This is a genomic window from Variovorax sp. J31P207 (assembly GCF_030316965.1).
Taxonomy (GTDB): domain Bacteria; phylum Pseudomonadota; class Gammaproteobacteria; order Burkholderiales; family Burkholderiaceae_C; genus Variovorax; species Variovorax ginsengisoli_B.
Window position 1 is genome coordinate 268,224 of sequence record NZ_JASZYN010000007.1, and the last position, 15,015, is coordinate 283,238.

The window sequence follows — 15,015 nt, forward strand, 5'->3', positions numbered from 1 at the left end:
TCAGGTGGTCAGGCTCATCGCCGGCCGCTCGCCCGCGAGGGCCTGGGCGATGCTGTCGAGCACCATCTCGGCCATGGCGGTCCGGGTCTCCCAGGTGGCGCTGGCGCGGTGGGCCTGGAGCGTGACGCGGTCGGACTGGCGCAGCGCCAGGGGGACGCGGGGTTCGTCGACGAACACGTCCAGGCCCGCACCGGCGATGCGGCCGGCGGTCAGCGCCGCCGCCAGGTCGGCCTCGTTGACCAGCCGGCCACGGGCGACATTGACCAGGAAGCCGCGCGGGCCGAGGGCGTCGAGCACGGCCGCGTCGACGATGCCCTCGGCCTTGTCCGCCGCCGCGCACAGGACCAGCGCGTCGGCGTCGCGCGCGAGATCCACCAGGCTCGGCACGAAGCGATGGGCGACGTCGTCCATCGCCCGCAAATCGGTGTAGCTGACCGGGCAGCCGAAGGCCGCGGCCCGCACCGCGACGGCGCGGCCCACCCGGCCCATGCCGACGATGCCCACGCGCATGCCGCTGAACCGGCGCGCCAGCGGGATGGCGCTCGGCTGGGGGAAGCGCTCCCACTGGCCGTCGCGCACGAAGCGGTCGCCGGCGCACAGGTTGCGGCAGGCGGCGATCAGCAGGCCGATGGCCAGGTCGGCCACGTCCTCGGTCAGCGCACCCAGGGTCGCCGTGACGGGCAGGCCGCGCGCGCGGCAGTACGCCAGGTCGACGGCGTCGGTGCCGACACCGTTGACCGCCACCACCTTCAGGCCGGGCAGCTGTTCCAGCATGGCGCGCGAGATGCCCGTGTGGCCGCCGGTGATCACGGCGTCGACGGAAGCGCCATGGGCACGCAGCCAGGCCTCGCCGTCGGCGGCCTCGAAGTGCTTGTGGACGGTATAGCGCGATGCGAGCTTGTCGTTGATCGCGGGGATCAGGATCGGATTGAGTTGCAGGACCTGGGAGTTCATGCCGGTCATGCTAATTAATGCTTGATATAAGCGTCAATATTGATTTATATAATCAACATATTTAGACCCTTTGCATTCCGACCATGGCTTCCTGGATATCGATGGACGAGGCCTGTCGCCTCCTCGGCGTGCGGCCCCAGACCGTCTACGCCTACGTCAGCCGCGGCAAGCTTGAGGTCGCGCCCGACCCGGCCGATACGCGCCGCAGCCTGTACCGCGCCGAGGACGTGGCCGCACTGGCCAAGCGCAAGCAGGCCGGCCGCAAGCACGAGACCCTGGCCGCCAACACGCTGTTCGGCTCGGAGCCCAGCATCCCGACCGCGCTGTGCGCGTTCTTTCGCGAGCGCCCGTACTACCGCGGCCAGGATGCGGTGGAACTGGCCCGGGCGGCCCACCTGGAAGACGTGGCGCAACTGTTGTGGGACGCCGAGCAGCCCGCCGACTTCTCGTGCGCCACGCCGATGCGCTCGGGCAAGCCCGGGCGGGTGGCAGCCTTCACCGCCCTGGCCGGCCTGGCGGCCAGCGGGCACTCGATCCGCGGGCGCCTGACGCGGGTGCTGCACACCGAAGGCCAGGGCCTGGTGGGTCTGCTGGCCAACGCTTTCGGCGCCCAGCCGGGGCGCCAGCCGCTGCACCTGCGCTTCGCGCAGGGCTGGAAGCAGACGCCGCGGGTGGCCGAGCTGCTGCGCACGGCCATGGTGCTGCTGGTCGACCACGAGTTGACCAGCTCGGCCTTCGTCGCCCGCATCGCGGCGTCGACCGGCGCGTCGTTGCCGGCCTGCCTGCTGGCCGGGCTGACCACGCTCTCGGGCCCCTTGCACGGCGACGCCTCGGGTCGCGTCCAGGCGCTGTTCAGCGAAGTGGAGCGGCTGGGCGAGGACCAGGTGCTGGCGCACTACCTGTCGACCGGCATGCCGTTGGCCGGCTTCGGTCACCACCTCTATCCCGACGGCGATCCGCGCGCCGCCGCCCTGCTGGCCTTGTTCGAGCCGCCGAAGGTGATCGCGCGCTTCATCGAGAAGGTGACGCGCGAGACCGGCTTGCGGCCCAACATCGACGTCGCCCTGGCGGCACTGGTCGCGCACCATCGGCTGCCCGCCGACGCGGCCTTCGGCCTCTTCGCCACCGCGCGCAGCGTCGGACTGCTGGCCCACAGCCTGGAGCAACTGGGCGGGACCCAGGTGATCCGCCCGCGCGGTCGCTACGTGGGCCCGGTGCCCGAGCTTCCGCAGCAGGCCAGGGCGTAGTTCAGCGGATCAGCGTGTTCGCGCGGCCCGTCAGTCGCGCGGCCCGATGCAGCGCTCGTAGAGGCGCAAGGACTCCTCGAAGACTTCGAAGGCGCCGGGAATGTCCGACATCGGCGCCAGCAGCCGGCGATGCTCGACCATCAGCCGCTGCAGGATGCCGTCGATGATCTCGAGGCCGCGCGGCGTGAGGCGGATCAGGTAGCCGCGCCGGTCGCTCGGGTCGGGAATCCGCTCCGCCAGGTCCTGCTTGGTGAGCTGGTCGATCCGGTAGGTGGCGGTGCCGGACGTCACGCTGTGCATCTTCAGGATGTCGGTCGGGCGCAGCGCATAGGGCGGGCCGACCCGCCGCAAGGCCATCAGCAACAGCATCTCGTTGAGCGTCAGGCCCGCCTTGTCGCATTCGTGCGCGGACGCCTCGTCCAGCAGCATGGCGATGCGCCGGATGCGGATCGCGAAGGTCAGCGGATCGACCTCGTCGCGCGCGAACTGCGTTCTCCACTGCCCGATGAGCACATCCGAATTGCCCCAGAGGGGGTCGGCCTGCAGGCCTTCCGAGCGCTCCGTGAGGGTGCCGCCCAACGTTTCCCGCAGGTCGAGATGGGCCTGGACGGGGGCTGGAAGGGGTGTTTTCTTGCGTGTGTTGGAGGGCATGGCGGATCGGTGACCTTTGCAAAAGTATAGGGGTAACTAAGTATCTTGATTTTCAAGATACTTGATATTCTTCCTACATCAGATTGTTCGACCACCCCCTGATTGCGAGGAACCCACGATGAAGACGATCCCGATCCGCGACATCTCCCAACTCCAGGGAAGCGCCTACAACCACCCCCCCGCCCATGCCGACGACACGCTCGTCGGCGTCTCGCGCGGCACTGCCGCGGGCGAGTACCTGCGCCGCTACTGGCAGCCCGTGGGCCTGTCGAGCGAGGTGACCGACCGGCCGCAGCTGGTCCGCGTGCTGGGCGAGGAGCTCGTGCTGTTCCGCGACAAGGCCGGCCGCGCGGGCCTGCTGTACCCGCGCTGCATGCACCGCGGCACCTCGCTCTATTTCGGCAAGGTGGAAGAAGAAGGCATCCGCTGCTGCTACCACGGCTGGCTGTTCAGCGTCGAAGGCCACTGCCTCAACCAGCCCTGCGAGCCGGACGGCGGCCAGCATCGCGAATCGGCCCGCCAGCCGTGGTATCCGGTGGAAGAGCGCTACGGCCTGGTCTTTGCCTACATGGGCCCGCCCGAGAAGAAGCCGGTGCTGCCGCGCTACGACATCCTCGAAGACCTCGAGGACGGAGAGTTCATCGAGGTGGTGGGCGACGGCTTCGCCGGCTTCGCCGACCGCGTCGAAGACCCCCACATTCCCTACCACTGGCTGCAGAACTGGGAAAACGTCGTCGACCCGTACCACGTGCACGTGCTGCATGCGACCTTCAGCGGCATCCAGTTCGCCGAAGGCTTCAAGGTGATGCCGCGCGTGGAGTTCGAGCCGGTCGAGTCGGGCGTGATCTACCACGCCTATCGCAACTTCGCCGACGGCCGCTCGATGGACCGCGTCAACTCGGCGCTGCTGCCCAACATCTCGGCGATTCCCGAGGTCGACCTGTCGGCCGGCCGCGGACGCTGGATCGGCTGGCACGTGGCGGTCGACGAGACCCACTTCCGCGGCTTCTTCGCGGTGCGGACGAGCAAGGGCGGCAGCTTCGAGCCGTTCAAGATGCACAACGGCAAGTCGTGGCTGGAGCTCTCCGAAAAGGAGAAGCAGGACTTCCCCGGCGACTACGAGGCCCAGGGCGGCCAGGGCCCGGTCAACCTGCACTCGGACGAGCACCTGGCCACCAGCGATCGCGGCGTCGGCATGCTGCGCCGGATGATGAAGAAGCAGATCGCCATCGTCGCCGCCGGCGGCGATCCGCTGGGCGTGCACTTCGACGAATCCGAAGCGCTCGTGAAGATCCGCTCGGGCAACTTCTACGCCGAGGCCGGCGTTCGCGAAGCCACGCCCGCCTGACCGCCACCCCACCCGAGGAGACAACCCCATGATCCGCAACCTGCTCGCGGGCGCCATTGCCCTTTCCGTCGCCCTGGCCACCGCCGCCCGGGCCGATACCGTCAAGGTCGGCATCATCGCGCCGCTGTCCGGGCCCTACTCGGTCAGCGGCAAGATGTGGGAGACCACCGTGAAGGCCTTCCAGAAGATCAACGGCACCAGCGCGGGCGGCCACCAGGTCGAGGTGATCTGGAAGGACCTGGCGGACATCAACCCGGCGCAGGCCAAGGCGCTGGCGCAGGAACTCGTCGTCAAGGACAAGGTGCAGTACCTCGGCGGCCTGCTCTTCACGCCCGACGCGCTGGCCGTCGCCGCCATTGCGCAAGAGGCCAAGGTGCCGAGCGTGATCTTCAATGCCGCCACCTCGTCGATCCTGGACAAGTCGGACTTCCTGCTGCGGACCTCCTACACCCTGCCGCAGGTGACGGTGCCGGCGGCGAAGTACGCACTGGACAAGAAGGTCAAGACGGTCGTGACGCTGGTCAGCGACTACGGTCCGGGCCTCGATGCCGAGACCGCCTTCGTCAGGACCTTCGCGGCCGGCGGCGGCCAGGTGGTCGAGAAGATCCGGGTGCCGCTGAAGACGACCGACTTCGGGCCCTTCATGCAGAAGGTCAAGACGGTCAAGCCCGATGCGATCTTCGTCTTCGGCCCGGGCGGCCCGCCGACCTACGCCATCATCAAGGCGTACTCGGAAGCGGGCCTGAAGCAGGCCGGCATCCGCTTCATCGGCACCGGCGAGACCAGCGAGGTCGACCTGCCCGGCATCGGCGACGCCGCGCTCGGCCTGGAGACCGCGCTGCACTACTCGCCCGTCCATCCCTCGGCCAAGAACCAGCAGTTCATCAAGACGGCGGCCGAGATCTCGCCCTCGACCATCATCAACGCGACCGCGGTGGGCGCCTACGACGGCATGACGGTCATCTACAAGATGATCGAGGCCACCGACGGGCGGCCCGACGGCGCCAAGGCACTGGCGGCCGTCAAGGGCTGGCAATGGGAGAGCCCGCGCGGGCCGGTCAAGATCGACCCGGTGTCACGCGAACTGGTGCAGAACGTCTACGTGCGGGTGGTGGAAAAGGACGCGGCCGGCAAGCTGGTGAATCGCGAGGTCCTCACCTTCGACATGCAGCCCGACCACGGACGCTCGCCCGAATTGCGGGCCGCGAAGTGACACGCCGGGGCCTGACGTGACGACCACGCTGCTGGGAAGCATCCTGCTCGACGGGATTGCCTACGCGATGATCCTCTTCATGATCACCATCGGGCTGTCGATGACGATGGGGCTGATGCGGGTGACCAACCTGGCCCACGGGGCCTTCGCGATGTTCGGGGGCTTCATCGCGGCCACGCTGCCGGCGCGCTTCGGGCTGCCGCCCTACGCGGCGATCGTGGTCGCGGTGGCGGCGGTCGCGCTGGCGGCGGTGCCGATCGAACGGCTGCTGATCCGGCGCTTCTACCGCCGCCCCGAACTCGACCAGATGCTGGTGACGATCGGCATCATGTTCGTGCTGATCGCGCTGGCCGACCTGCTCTTCGGCTCGGCCCTGACGACGCTCAAGCTGCCGGACTCGCTCGCCGGCAGCGTCGACATCGGGCACCGCTCGGTGCCGGTGCATCGCCTGGTCGTGACCGCACTCGGCCTGGGCGTGCTGGCCGCGCTCTGGTTCTCGGTCGAACGATCTTCCTTCGGCATCAAGGTGCGGGCGGCGGTGGACAACGCGCCGATCGCCCAGACGGTCGGCATCGACACCGCGCGCATCTATGCCTTCACCTTCGCGGCCGGCGCGGGCCTGGCGGCGCTGGGCGGCATCGCCGGGGCCGAGCTGCTGCCGATGGAGCCGGCCTATGCATCGAAGTACCTCGTGACCTTTCTCGCGGTGGTCGCCGTCGGCGGCCACGGCACCTTGTTCGGTTCGTTCCTGGCCGCCCTGCTGCTGGGGATGGTGGACACGACCATGAAATACCTGGTTCCCCAACTCTCCTCGATCGCGTTCTTCGCGACCATGTTCCTGGTCCTGCTGGTGCGCCCGAACGGGCTGTTCGGGAGGCACGCATGACGCCCCCCGCCGCCACCCTCGACGCGCTCCCGCGCGCCGCCTCGCCGGCCGCGGCGCGCAGGCCCTGGCCACTGCTGCCCGAATGCGGCCTGGCCGCCCTCGGCCTGGCCGCCTACGGGCTGTTTCCGAGCGACCTCGGGCTGCTCACCAACATCTGCGCGATGGCACTGTTCGCGCTGTCGCTCAACCTGGTGCTGGGCCAGGCCGGCATCGCATCGATCGGCCACGCGGCGCTCTACGGCGCGGGGGCCTACGCGGCCGGGCTGTTCGCGATGCACGTCTCGGCGGAACCGCTGCTCGGCCTGGCGGTCGGCGGGCTCGCGGGCGCGGCCGTGGCGCTGGCGAGCGGCGCCGTGCTGCTGCGCTCGAAGGGCCTGACGCTGGTGATGCTCACGATCGCCACCTCGCAGATCCTGCTCGAGTTCGCCAACTGGGCGCGCGACATCACGGGCGGCGACGACGGGCTGACCGGCTTCAGCGTGGCGCCCCTGCTCGGCCGGTTCGAGTTCGACTTCGCCGGCCGCACCGGCTACCTCTACACCCTGGCCGTGCTGGTGGTGGCGTTCCTCGGCCTGCGAAAACTCGTGGCCTCGCCATTCGGCCTGACCGCACGCGCGATCCGCCTCGATGCAGGCCGCGTCGAAGCGCTGGGCGGGCGGGTCTACCCGCACCTGCTCGCCGTATACGCGATCGGCGGGCTGGTGGCGGGCCTGGCTGGCGCGTTGACGGCGCAGACCACCAAGGTGGCCAGTCTCAGCATGCTCGACTTCCAGCTGTCCGCCGGCGTCCTGATCATGGTCGTGCTCGGCGGCACCTCGCGGCTGGCCGGCGCGATCATGGGGACCATCGCCTACATGGTGATCCAGCACGTCGCCTCCGGACTGAGCCCGCACCATTGGCTGCTGGTGCTGGGCGTGCTGCTGGTCGCCACGATGGTGGCGCTGCCCGGCGGCCTGATCCAGCTGGTCGACATGCTCCGCGCCGGCATCACGGCCTGGTGGCGTCGGCGCGGCAACGGCGGGAGCACGCCATGAGCGCGCCCCGGCTGCAGGCGCAGGGCCTGCGCATGGCCTTCGGCGGCCTGAAGGTGACCGATGACGTCTCGCTGTCGCTCGCGCCCGGCGCGCGCACCGCGCTGATCGGCCCCAACGGCGCCGGCAAGACCACCCTGGTCAACCTGCTGAGCGGTGCCTTGCGCCCGCAGTCCGGCGCCGTCTTCCTGGATGGCGTGCCGGTGACGCGGCTGTCGCAGGACACCCGCGTGCGCGCCGGGCTGGTTCGCACCTTCCAGATCAGCCGCCTGTTCCGCGAGATGACCGTGCTGGACAACGTCCGCACCGCGGTGCTGCATCGCCGCGGCCTGGCGGCCCGTGTCTTCCAACGCGGCGCGCAGGCGCAGAGCGTGCTGGACGACACCCATGCTGCGCTCGGCGCGCTGGGGCTCGAGCGGATCGCCCGGCGCATCGTCGGCACCCTGGCGCTGGGCGAGCAACGGCTGGTCGAGATCGCGCTGGCGCTGGCGATGAGGCCGCGCGTGCTGCTGCTCGACGAGCCGGCCGCGGGCGTGCCCCAGAGCGAGAGCGGCCGGATCTTCGATGCGATCGAGCAGCTGCCCGCCGACCTCGCGATCCTGCTGATCGAGCACGACATGGACCTGGTCTTCCGGTTCGCGCGCCACATCGTGGTGCTGGCGGCGGGCGCCTTGCTGGTCGAAGGCGCGCCGGCGGCGATCGCCGCCAACGACCAGGTCAAGCAGATCTATTTCGGGAGAACCACGCATGCCAGCCACTGAGCGATCCTTCGAACTGGTGTTCGACGACGTCACCGCGGGCTACAACGGCGCGCCAGTCGTGCAAGGCCTGTCTTTCTCCGTGCGGCAGGGGCAGCGGGTCGGCCTGATCGGCCGCAACGGCGCCGGCAAGACCACCACGCTGGCCACGGCCATGGGCCTGGCCCAACTGCAGCGCGGCGCGGTGCGGCTGGGCGGTCGCCCGGTCGGCGCCATGCCCACGTTCGAGCGGGCCCGGCTCGGGCTGGGCTATGTGCCGCAAGGGCGCGACATCTTCGCCTCGCTGACCGTCGAGGAGAACCTCGTGGCTGCCATGCACGGGCGTGCGGTCCGGCCGGCACTCGAGAAGGCCTATGGCTTGTTTCCGCGCCTGTTCGAGCGCCGCGGCAATGGCGGCAACCAGCTCTCGGGCGGCGAGCAGCAGATGCTGGCGGTCGCCCGCGCGCTGGTCGCGGAGCCCAGGGTGCTCCTGCTCGACGAGCCGCTCGAAGGCCTCGCACCCAAGGTTCGCGACGAGCTGATGCAGGCCATCGACCGGTTGGCCACCCAGACCGGGCTCGGCTGCCTGCTGGTCGAACAGCATGTCGACGTGGTGCTGGATTTCGCCGACGAGGTGGTGGTGCTCGAACGCGGCCTGCCGGTGTTCAGCGGCAGCACCGAGGCGCTTCGTGCCGATCCGGCGCTGCTGAACAGTGCCATCGGCCTCGAGAAGGTCTGAAGATGATGACTCAAGATGCCACCCTGCAAGCCAGGATCCGCTCCGTCAGCTACGCTTGCGAGGACGTGCTGCTGTTCGATCTGCGGGCACCCGATGGCCGTCCCCTGCCGCCCTTCACGGCCGGCGCCCATGTCGACGTGCAGCTGCCCGGCGGGCTCAACCGCAGTTATTCGCTGCTCAACGATCCGGTCGAGCGCCATCGCTATGTCATCGGCGTCAAGCGCGAGGCATCGAGCCGCGGCGGCTCCGCCTGGATGCACGACAGCGCCCGCGCGGGCTTGCTGATCGACATCGCGGGCCCGCGCAATCACTTCGGGCTGGTGGAGCAGGCGCCCCACAGCGTGCTGATCGCCGGCGGCATCGGCATCACGCCGCTGTGGAGCATGGCGCAGCGACTGCAGGCGCTGCAGCGGCCGTGGACGCTGCACTACCGCGCCCGCAGCCGTTCGCACGCGCCGCTGCTGGAGGAGCTGTCGCAGAACGCCCTGGCCGACCGCGTGCACCTGAGCTTCAGCGACGCGAGCGATGGCGCGCGCCTGGACCTGGCGTCGATCGTCGGCCAGGCGCCGCCCGGCGCGCACTTCTATTGCTGCGGTCCGCAGCCGATGATCGAGGGCTTCGAAGCCGCGACGCGGGCGATCGAGCCGGAGCGCGTCCACCTCGAACATTTCGGCGCCAAGGAGGCGCCGGCCACCGAGGGCGGCTTTGCGGTCCGCCTGGCGAAGAGCGGCCGGGTGATCGAGATCGCGCCGGGGCAAACCATCCTCGACAGCCTTCGCAGCTGCGGCGTGGCGGTGGCCTCGTCCTGCCAGCAGGGCGTCTGCGGCCTCTGCGAGACGCGGGTCATTTCGGGGACGCCCGATCATCGCGACCTGGTGCTGTCGGATGAAGAAAAGGCGGCGGGGCAGACGATGATGATCTGCTGCTCGGGGTCGAGGTCGGGGGAGCTGGTGCTGGACATTTGAAATGCCCATGCGGGCCTCAGAAGGTGGGCGATTCAATCTCCGGCGGCTTGGACGCCAGCGCCGCTTCCTCTCCCGAGAAGATGTCGCCGAGGTAGCTGGCGGGGCGCGCTCCAGCCGGGCCCGCTCCTGCCGGCTCCACGTATCCCGCAAGGACGTTTCCCATGTTCTTCGACTGGATGCCCGGCCGCTGCGGCTGACACGCGGAACTCGCAATGACCAGGCATGCGATCACCAGGGGACGAAATACTCGAGGGCACATGACACGCTCCTGCACGCGAAGCGCCAGTTGTCGAACCTTCGCCCTGCGCAGCCTTCGCGTTGGACGCAAGGTACGCCGTTGCCCTGTGGTTGTCGTCCCCGAAACAGATGACGGTCTTCGTCGCTATGGCACAGTCCGGCCAGCACCGGACCATCGCCACGGCACTCGTTCACCCTCATCGCCAGCCATGAAAATCCAGCAAGCGCGCCTCTCCGATGCGCCGATGATCGCCTCCGTTCTGCAAGAGGCGGCGCAATGGCTCGCCAGCGGCGGCAGGGCGCTGTGGTCGACAGCCGAGACCAGCCATGAACGCGTTCTGCGAGACACGGGCGCCGGGCTCTTCCACGTGGCCCGCGATGGCGAGCAACTGGCCGGCGTCATGAAGTTCGAGTTGGAGGACGCTCACTTTTGGCCCGAGGTTCTGCCGGGCAGCTCGGCCTTCGTCCACAAGCTCGCCGTACGCCGGGCGTGGGCGAAGCAGGGGGTTTCGACCGAGTTGCTCTCCTATGCCAGATCGCGCGCTCGACAGCTTGGACGTGCGCACCTTCGCCTGGACTGCGTCGCGGACCGCCAGGGGCTGCGAAACCTCTATGAAGGCTTCGGCTTCACGCTGCACAGCGTTGTTCAGATCGCCGCCACTTCGTTTGCGCGGTATGAACTCCCGGCCATCGCGCATGAAGACTGAATCAGGCCCCGTGCTCGCAGGCAGACAGCCCGACGCATTCGAGAACAGAGTGCGGTTCTGCTGCGGCGCGCTGCTTGGCCTGGTCGTCGGCTTGGGCCTGTGCGTCCGGCTATGGCCCCTGGACATCTTCGCCGTGTGCGTGCTCGTAACCATCGCAGTCGTCGCCTGCGGCGTGGGCGCGGCTCGCCTTGGCGACAGATTCTGGGCCGGTCTTCGCTGGTTCCAATAGATTCCTCACGTCCCGCTGGACCAACTCCGTATTGACAGGCGCCGCGCATCGGCGATGCTTCCAAGTGCGCCCGGTGCCTTCGCATCGGGGGATTGAAGGGAGACCGCCATGGCATCGACTTCATCCAGACGGCCGAACGCTGCGGCCGGCGTGCCAGCGATCTGCGTGCTCGCCGCCATGCTGGCCGCGCAACCGGCCTGGGGGGCGGAACAGGCGCCTGCCGCTGCGTCGTCCAAGCCCTGTTCCGTTTGCGGCAAGGTCGAATCCGTGCGCAAGCTCGAAAGCACGAAGCCGACCTCTGGCGTCGGTGCCGTGGCCGGCGGCGTGGTGGGCGGCGTGGTCGGCCACCAAGTCGGCAGCGGCAGGGGCCGGACCCTCGCCACCGTCGCCGGTGCCGGTGCCGGCGCCTTCGCGGGCAACAAGGTCGAGAAGAAGAAAAACACGAACCCGGCCTACGAGGTCAGCGTGCGGATGCAGGACGGCTCGATGCGCACGGTCAAGAGCACCACTGCGCCGCCAGTCGGGCAGGCGGTAACGCTGAAGGGGGATGTGCTGCAGCCGGCGGGGGGCAAGACGAAGTAGCGGCTCGATGATCTTCACCCGAACGATCTCTTCAGGGTGGATCAAGACGCATCCTTGTTGGACAAGGGACGGGCCGGTCGGACAACCCTTCTTTCGCGGACTGAGCTTCTGGGCGCCGATGGTGCCCGGCATCCTGGTGTCGCGCTCCGAATTGCTGGCGCCAGGGGTTGCCGATCGCGGACGCAAGTCAGGTCGCCAATGGCAGATTCGATTCGCAGGATAGCGAGCACCGAAGCGCGAGGCGATATCACTCAGGGCGGTAGGAGTCCATGACGACCGATGAACTCGATGAAATCATCGACGAGCAAGGACGCTCCGTAGTTTGAGAGATGATCGCCGTTCCGGAACGTAGGCAGTTTGCTTGTGGGATTAACTGGGTAACATTCCGCCATTCCAGAAGGGCACAGCACCTTCACCGGGTCGTATTGAAGGAAATTTTCGGAGCGAGGACTCCGCGCCTCAACATCCTTGGACTGACGAAGGCGAGTCAGCGGGTCCTTCGGCAGGCAAATCCCAGCGCGTCTCATCCCCGCGTTGAACCACTGATGGGCGCACTGATTGATGTCGTGAAACTGGAATTCAGGTAGGGGAAGGATATGAACGACCGTGACTCCCTTTCGTTCGAACCTGCGTGCGAGCGCGCTTAGGCCTTCGAAGTAGGAACCAACGAATTCCTTCTCATACCCATCCTGGAAATACCTGTTCCCGATGACTACAACACTGCCCGGAACGGCATGACTCTCAAGGATGGAGAAGATCGCTCTATCCTGGGTAGACTTGAATTCAAAGGTCTCGGGGTCCGCGCCCCCCTCGGGATAGAAGTTGTGCCCTTGCGTCGTCATGAACACCACTCCGAATCCCCTTTCGTGCAACTCCTGCCCGAGCCCGGCCAGATGCATCGCATGGCTGCTCCCCACGAAAAAGATCGTCGGCTTACCGTCTCGCGCCGTCAGGTGGCAGGCTTCAAAATTGCTTTCTGTGAAACTATTGCCTGGTGCGAGCATGCAGTTCGTCTGATCGACGGAAGTGCCCTCAATCAGGTTTTCCTGTTGCAGCGAGGCTCCCATGTAATTCTCACCCGTATAGAGCCAGCCTCGGACGAGAAAGATCCCAGTCATGATCCCCGCGGCGCAGACCGTGGCGCTCACTCCATAGGTGATGGACCTCCAGCGTAGAGGGGACCACTCGGAACGGCGCAGGGGTGTTTCGACATATCTGTAGGATGCAATAGCCAGGAGCAGCATGGCTGCGACCTGGAAGGGCACCGTCCACCAGTGGATTCCAATGGTCCATCGGCTGAGGGACAGCACCGCCCAGTGCCAAAGGTAGAGCGAATAGGAGATCAACCCAATATTGACAACCCACTTTTGAGTGAAGATCCCGAGAGCATCATTCGGCAAGCCGAGACGTGCGATCAACAATGCAGTCAGCATGACGACAGCGACGGTTGCCGGTACTGCGAACTGAAAGGGGGTGAACAGAACAGCTAGCAAGGAAATGGCGAGAAGATACGCCGGTACGGTCTGGAGAAGGCGGAAGTGCGGCCCAAATTCCTTCATGCTCACGAAGAGCATGCTCCCGACCGCCAGTTCCCAGAAGCGGGTCGGCATCGAGAAGTAGGCAGTGGGCTGGCTCACCTGGTAGAGGTAGATGAAGGAAGCCAATGAAACGAGGGAGAGCGCCCCGGTGACCCACATCAACCTCACAGGCCTACTGGCGGTCACCCGGCCGACACCTGCCCACCAAAGCAACAGCGGAAACAAGAGATAGAACTGCTCTTCCACTCCCAGGGACCACGTGTGCGTGAACACGTTTATCTCGGCTGCCACCGCAAAGTAATCAGTACTCCCTTTCAGCAGGTAGAGATTGGACACGCCAAAGAGAGCGCTGACGCCGGTCCGCATGGATTCGCCAGGACCTGGATTGAAAAGGCATAGAAGAGCGCCCGTCAGGACGACGAACAGTACAAGCGGAGGGATGATGCGTTTGATCCGTCTGACATAGAACCCCGCGAGGAAGTCACCGAAGTTCTGGCTCGATCTTCCCGCCAGCGACGACGTGATGACGAACCCGGAGATGACGAAGAACATGTCCACACCCAGATACCCGCTGGGAAGGATGTCTTTGTTGAAGTGATTGACGATGACCGCAACCACCGCTAAAGCCCGCAGTGCGTCTATTTCAGGCCTGTAGTGGGCCGCAGCAGTGGAGTCACTCAAGATCGTTGTACGTTCAGAGTTATTTCAACAGCATGAGCGGCAAACCTTGACGGACAAAAATTGGTCTTTCCCGCGCTGCCCCGTAAAGTCCCGGAAGTTTGCCCATGCTCACTCCCGTAGGACGAGGAAATTCCCCCGTGTCGCATCGGCAATCCGGTGCTGTACGGCCTCCGAGGCCAAGTATCGCATCTTTGGTCGGCGGTCCGCCCCCAGACCTCCCCCTCCCTATCGGCCCCTGACCGCTCCCAAGAGAAGCTCATAAAGGGTTGCCCTTGCCGACGATTGATGTACGCCTCATGGTTTGCGAAACGGGCGAATCGGCTGAGGCCGTTGATCGCGCGATCGCCCGCACGGCCCCGGCAGGCACCGCGAGGAGCGCGCGGACGCGTCTGGACGGTGGCTGAGAGGTTTTCCCTCTGTGCGAAGTGAAAATTTTGGATGAAAGAGGACGGCGCTGGTTGCCCTTCCGGCGGAGAGTGTGAGATTCGAACTCACGGACGGTTGCCCGTCGGCAGTTTTCAAGACTGCTGGTTTAAACCACTCACCCAACTCTCCTGGGCTGCCGTCGCGTTGCACGGCGGCAGGGTCGGGATTTTAGTCGTTCGCGGCCGGTGCCCAGCCGCGCAGCACCAGGTCGACGATATCCTCTGCCCAGACCCGCCGCTCGTCGGGCCCGGCCAACGGTTTCGAGATGAAGAACCGCACGCCGCCGAAGGCCAGCGTCGACAGTTGCACGGCGGCCAGTTCGGGCGACGGCACGCGCAGCTTGCCGGCGCGGTGGGCCTCGGCCAGGTAGTCGACCACCGGCGCCAGCACGTAGCTGTTCTCGGCGTAGAGCGACTTCGCCAGCTCCGGAAAGCGCACCGCCTCGGCGATCACCAGGCGCATCAGCGCCAGCGTCTTGGGCTCGCTCGCGCTCAGGTACATGCGCTCGACCAGGTCGATCAGCGTCTGGCGCTCGTCGCTGCCGCGGTGCACCAGCGTGTTCTGCATGGTCTCGCGGGCATTGCTCACGGCCCGGTGCGCCACTTCGCGGAACAAGGCTTCCTTGTTGTCGAACTGGCGGTAGATGGTGATCTTCGCCACGCCCGCTTCGCGTGCGATGGCCTCGATGCTGGTGGCCGAATAACCCTTGTCGAGGAAGGACTCGAGCGCCGCCGCCAGGAAGGACTCCCGCAGCGCAGCCGCCTGCTCGGGACTCGGGCGGCCCCGCGAGCGGCGCTTGGTCGCTGCCTCGGTGTGTTCGATGCTGTCTTCGTTGTGTTCCATG

15 protein-coding genes and 1 tRNA gene are annotated in these 15,015 nt (G+C 67.0%); 10 read left to right on the forward strand and 6 right to left on the reverse strand.

Translation table 11 applies throughout. The features are described from left to right. Positions 1 to 954: a 2-hydroxyacid dehydrogenase gene (locus tag QTI68_RS24325; RefSeq protein WP_286525237.1), complete on the reverse strand. Its 954-nt coding sequence runs from the start codon at positions 952 to 954 to the stop codon at positions 1 to 3. Positions 955 to 1,037: 83 nt separating this feature from the next. Here QTI68_RS24325 and QTI68_RS24330 point away from each other — a divergent pair, with 83 nt between their 5' ends. Continuing rightward, on the forward strand, positions 1,038 to 2,201 hold the full coding sequence (locus QTI68_RS24330; protein ID WP_286525239.1) for a citrate/2-methylcitrate synthase: 1,164 nt from the start codon (positions 1,038 to 1,040) through the stop codon (positions 2,199 to 2,201). 30 nt (positions 2,202 to 2,231) lie between these two features. Here the strand turns inward: QTI68_RS24330 and QTI68_RS24335 are convergent, their stop codons facing one another. After that, positions 2,232 to 2,852, reverse strand: a complete 621-nt coding sequence (locus QTI68_RS24335) for a MarR family winged helix-turn-helix transcriptional regulator (protein WP_286525241.1) — start codon at positions 2,850 to 2,852, stop codon at positions 2,232 to 2,234. A gap of 118 nt (positions 2,853 to 2,970) precedes the next feature. Here QTI68_RS24335 and QTI68_RS24340 point away from each other — a divergent pair, with 118 nt between their 5' ends. From QTI68_RS24340 to QTI68_RS24370, 7 genes are read left to right on the forward strand one after another with little or no spacing between them, the layout of a single operon-like run. Further along, positions 2,971 to 4,200, forward strand: a complete 1,230-nt coding sequence (locus tag QTI68_RS24340; protein WP_286525242.1) for a Rieske 2Fe-2S domain-containing protein — start codon at positions 2,971 to 2,973, stop codon at positions 4,198 to 4,200. Positions 4,201 to 4,228: 28 nt separating this feature from the next. Beyond that, on the forward strand, positions 4,229 to 5,413 hold the full coding sequence (locus QTI68_RS24345) for an ABC transporter substrate-binding protein (RefSeq protein WP_286525243.1): 1,185 nt from the start codon (positions 4,229 to 4,231) through the stop codon (positions 5,411 to 5,413). A 16-nt stretch (positions 5,414 to 5,429) separates the two neighbouring features. Beyond that, positions 5,430 to 6,299, forward strand: coding sequence for a branched-chain amino acid ABC transporter permease (locus QTI68_RS24350; RefSeq protein ID WP_286525245.1), 870 nt, complete (start codon positions 5,430 to 5,432; stop codon positions 6,297 to 6,299). Further along, a complete protein-coding gene (locus tag QTI68_RS24355; RefSeq protein ID WP_286525246.1) occupies positions 6,296 to 7,333 on the forward strand; it encodes a branched-chain amino acid ABC transporter permease in 1,038 nt (345 codons plus the stop codon). Before QTI68_RS24350 ends, QTI68_RS24355 begins: the two co-directional genes overlap by 4 nt. Further along, positions 7,330 to 8,091 carry an ABC transporter ATP-binding protein gene (locus tag QTI68_RS24360; RefSeq protein WP_286525248.1) on the forward strand — a complete coding sequence of 254 codons (762 nt, stop codon included), beginning with the start codon at positions 7,330 to 7,332 and terminating at the stop codon, positions 8,089 to 8,091. Before QTI68_RS24355 ends, QTI68_RS24360 begins: the two co-directional genes overlap by 4 nt. After that, entirely contained in the window at positions 8,078 to 8,806 is a 729-nt protein-coding gene (locus tag QTI68_RS24365; RefSeq protein WP_286525249.1) for an ABC transporter ATP-binding protein, read from the forward strand. The genes QTI68_RS24360 and QTI68_RS24365 overlap by 14 nt, the downstream gene beginning before the upstream one ends. 2 nt (positions 8,807 to 8,808) lie before the next feature. Further along, positions 8,809 to 9,771, forward strand: coding sequence for a PDR/VanB family oxidoreductase (locus QTI68_RS24370; protein WP_353506441.1), 963 nt, complete (start codon positions 8,809 to 8,811; stop codon positions 9,769 to 9,771). A 16-nt stretch (positions 9,772 to 9,787) separates the two neighbouring features. On the opposite strand, the gene QTI68_RS24375 is transcribed toward QTI68_RS24370, so the two are convergent. Then, positions 9,788 to 9,934, reverse strand: coding sequence for a hypothetical protein (locus tag QTI68_RS24375; protein WP_286525250.1), 147 nt, complete (start codon positions 9,932 to 9,934; stop codon positions 9,788 to 9,790). A gap of 283 nt (positions 9,935 to 10,217) precedes the next feature. Between QTI68_RS24375 and QTI68_RS24380 the strand changes: the two genes are divergently transcribed. Both QTI68_RS24380 and QTI68_RS24385 read left to right on the forward strand, forming a co-directional pair. Then, on the forward strand, positions 10,218 to 10,715 hold the full coding sequence (locus QTI68_RS24380) for a GNAT family N-acetyltransferase (RefSeq protein ID WP_286525251.1): 498 nt from the start codon (positions 10,218 to 10,220) through the stop codon (positions 10,713 to 10,715). 337 nt (positions 10,716 to 11,052) lie between these two features. After that, the gene (locus QTI68_RS24385; RefSeq protein WP_286525253.1) at positions 11,053 to 11,526 is read left to right on the forward strand and encodes a glycine zipper 2TM domain-containing protein; all 474 of its coding nucleotides are present in this window, start codon (positions 11,053 to 11,055) and stop codon (positions 11,524 to 11,526) included. Between the two features lie 251 nt (positions 11,527 to 11,777). Here QTI68_RS24385 and QTI68_RS24390 read toward each other — a convergent pair whose 3' ends face one another. The 3 genes from QTI68_RS24390 to QTI68_RS24400 form a co-directional block, all read right to left on the reverse strand. Further along, entirely contained in the window at positions 11,778 to 13,745 is a 1,968-nt protein-coding gene (locus tag QTI68_RS24390) for an acyltransferase family protein (protein WP_286525254.1), read from the reverse strand. A 470-nt stretch (positions 13,746 to 14,215) separates the two neighbouring features. After that, positions 14,216 to 14,300: transfer RNA gene (locus QTI68_RS24395), tRNA-Ser, on the reverse strand. A 39-nt stretch (positions 14,301 to 14,339) separates the two neighbouring features. Further along, positions 14,340 to 15,014 carry a TetR/AcrR family transcriptional regulator gene (locus tag QTI68_RS24400; protein WP_286525255.1) on the reverse strand — a complete coding sequence of 225 codons (675 nt, stop codon included), beginning with the start codon at positions 15,012 to 15,014 and terminating at the stop codon, positions 14,340 to 14,342. Between the last annotated feature and the right edge of the window lies 1 nt (position 15,015).

Coding starts and splice junctions, on each gene's coding strand:
- QTI68_RS24330 (WP_286525239.1), top strand. CDS start 1,038: ATGGCTTCCTGGATATCGATGGACGAGGCCTGTCGCCTCCTCGGCGTG.
- QTI68_RS24370 (WP_353506441.1), top strand. CDS start 8,809: ATGATGACTCAAGATGCCACCCTGCAAGCCAGGATCCGCTCCGTCAGC.
- QTI68_RS24365 (WP_286525249.1), top strand. CDS start 8,078: ATGCCAGCCACTGAGCGATCCTTCGAACTGGTGTTCGACGACGTCACC.
- QTI68_RS24355 (WP_286525246.1), top strand. CDS start 6,296: ATGACGCCCCCCGCCGCCACCCTCGACGCGCTCCCGCGCGCCGCCTCG.
- QTI68_RS24340 (WP_286525242.1), top strand. CDS start 2,971: ATGAAGACGATCCCGATCCGCGACATCTCCCAACTCCAGGGAAGCGCC.
- QTI68_RS24375 (WP_286525250.1), bottom strand. CDS start 9,934: ATGGGAAACGTCCTTGCGGGATACGTGGAGCCGGCAGGAGCGGGCCCG.
- QTI68_RS24345 (WP_286525243.1), top strand. CDS start 4,229: ATGATCCGCAACCTGCTCGCGGGCGCCATTGCCCTTTCCGTCGCCCTG.
- QTI68_RS24385 (WP_286525253.1), top strand. CDS start 11,053: ATGGCATCGACTTCATCCAGACGGCCGAACGCTGCGGCCGGCGTGCCA.
- QTI68_RS24325 (WP_286525237.1), bottom strand. CDS start 954: ATGAACTCCCAGGTCCTGCAACTCAATCCGATCCTGATCCCCGCGATC.
- QTI68_RS24360 (WP_286525248.1), top strand. CDS start 7,330: ATGAGCGCGCCCCGGCTGCAGGCGCAGGGCCTGCGCATGGCCTTCGGC.
- QTI68_RS24380 (WP_286525251.1), top strand. CDS start 10,218: ATGAAAATCCAGCAAGCGCGCCTCTCCGATGCGCCGATGATCGCCTCC.
- QTI68_RS24335 (WP_286525241.1), bottom strand. CDS start 2,852: ATGCCCTCCAACACACGCAAGAAAACACCCCTTCCAGCCCCCGTCCAG.
- QTI68_RS24400 (WP_286525255.1), bottom strand. CDS start 15,014: ATGGAACACAACGAAGACAGCATCGAACACACCGAGGCAGCGACCAAG.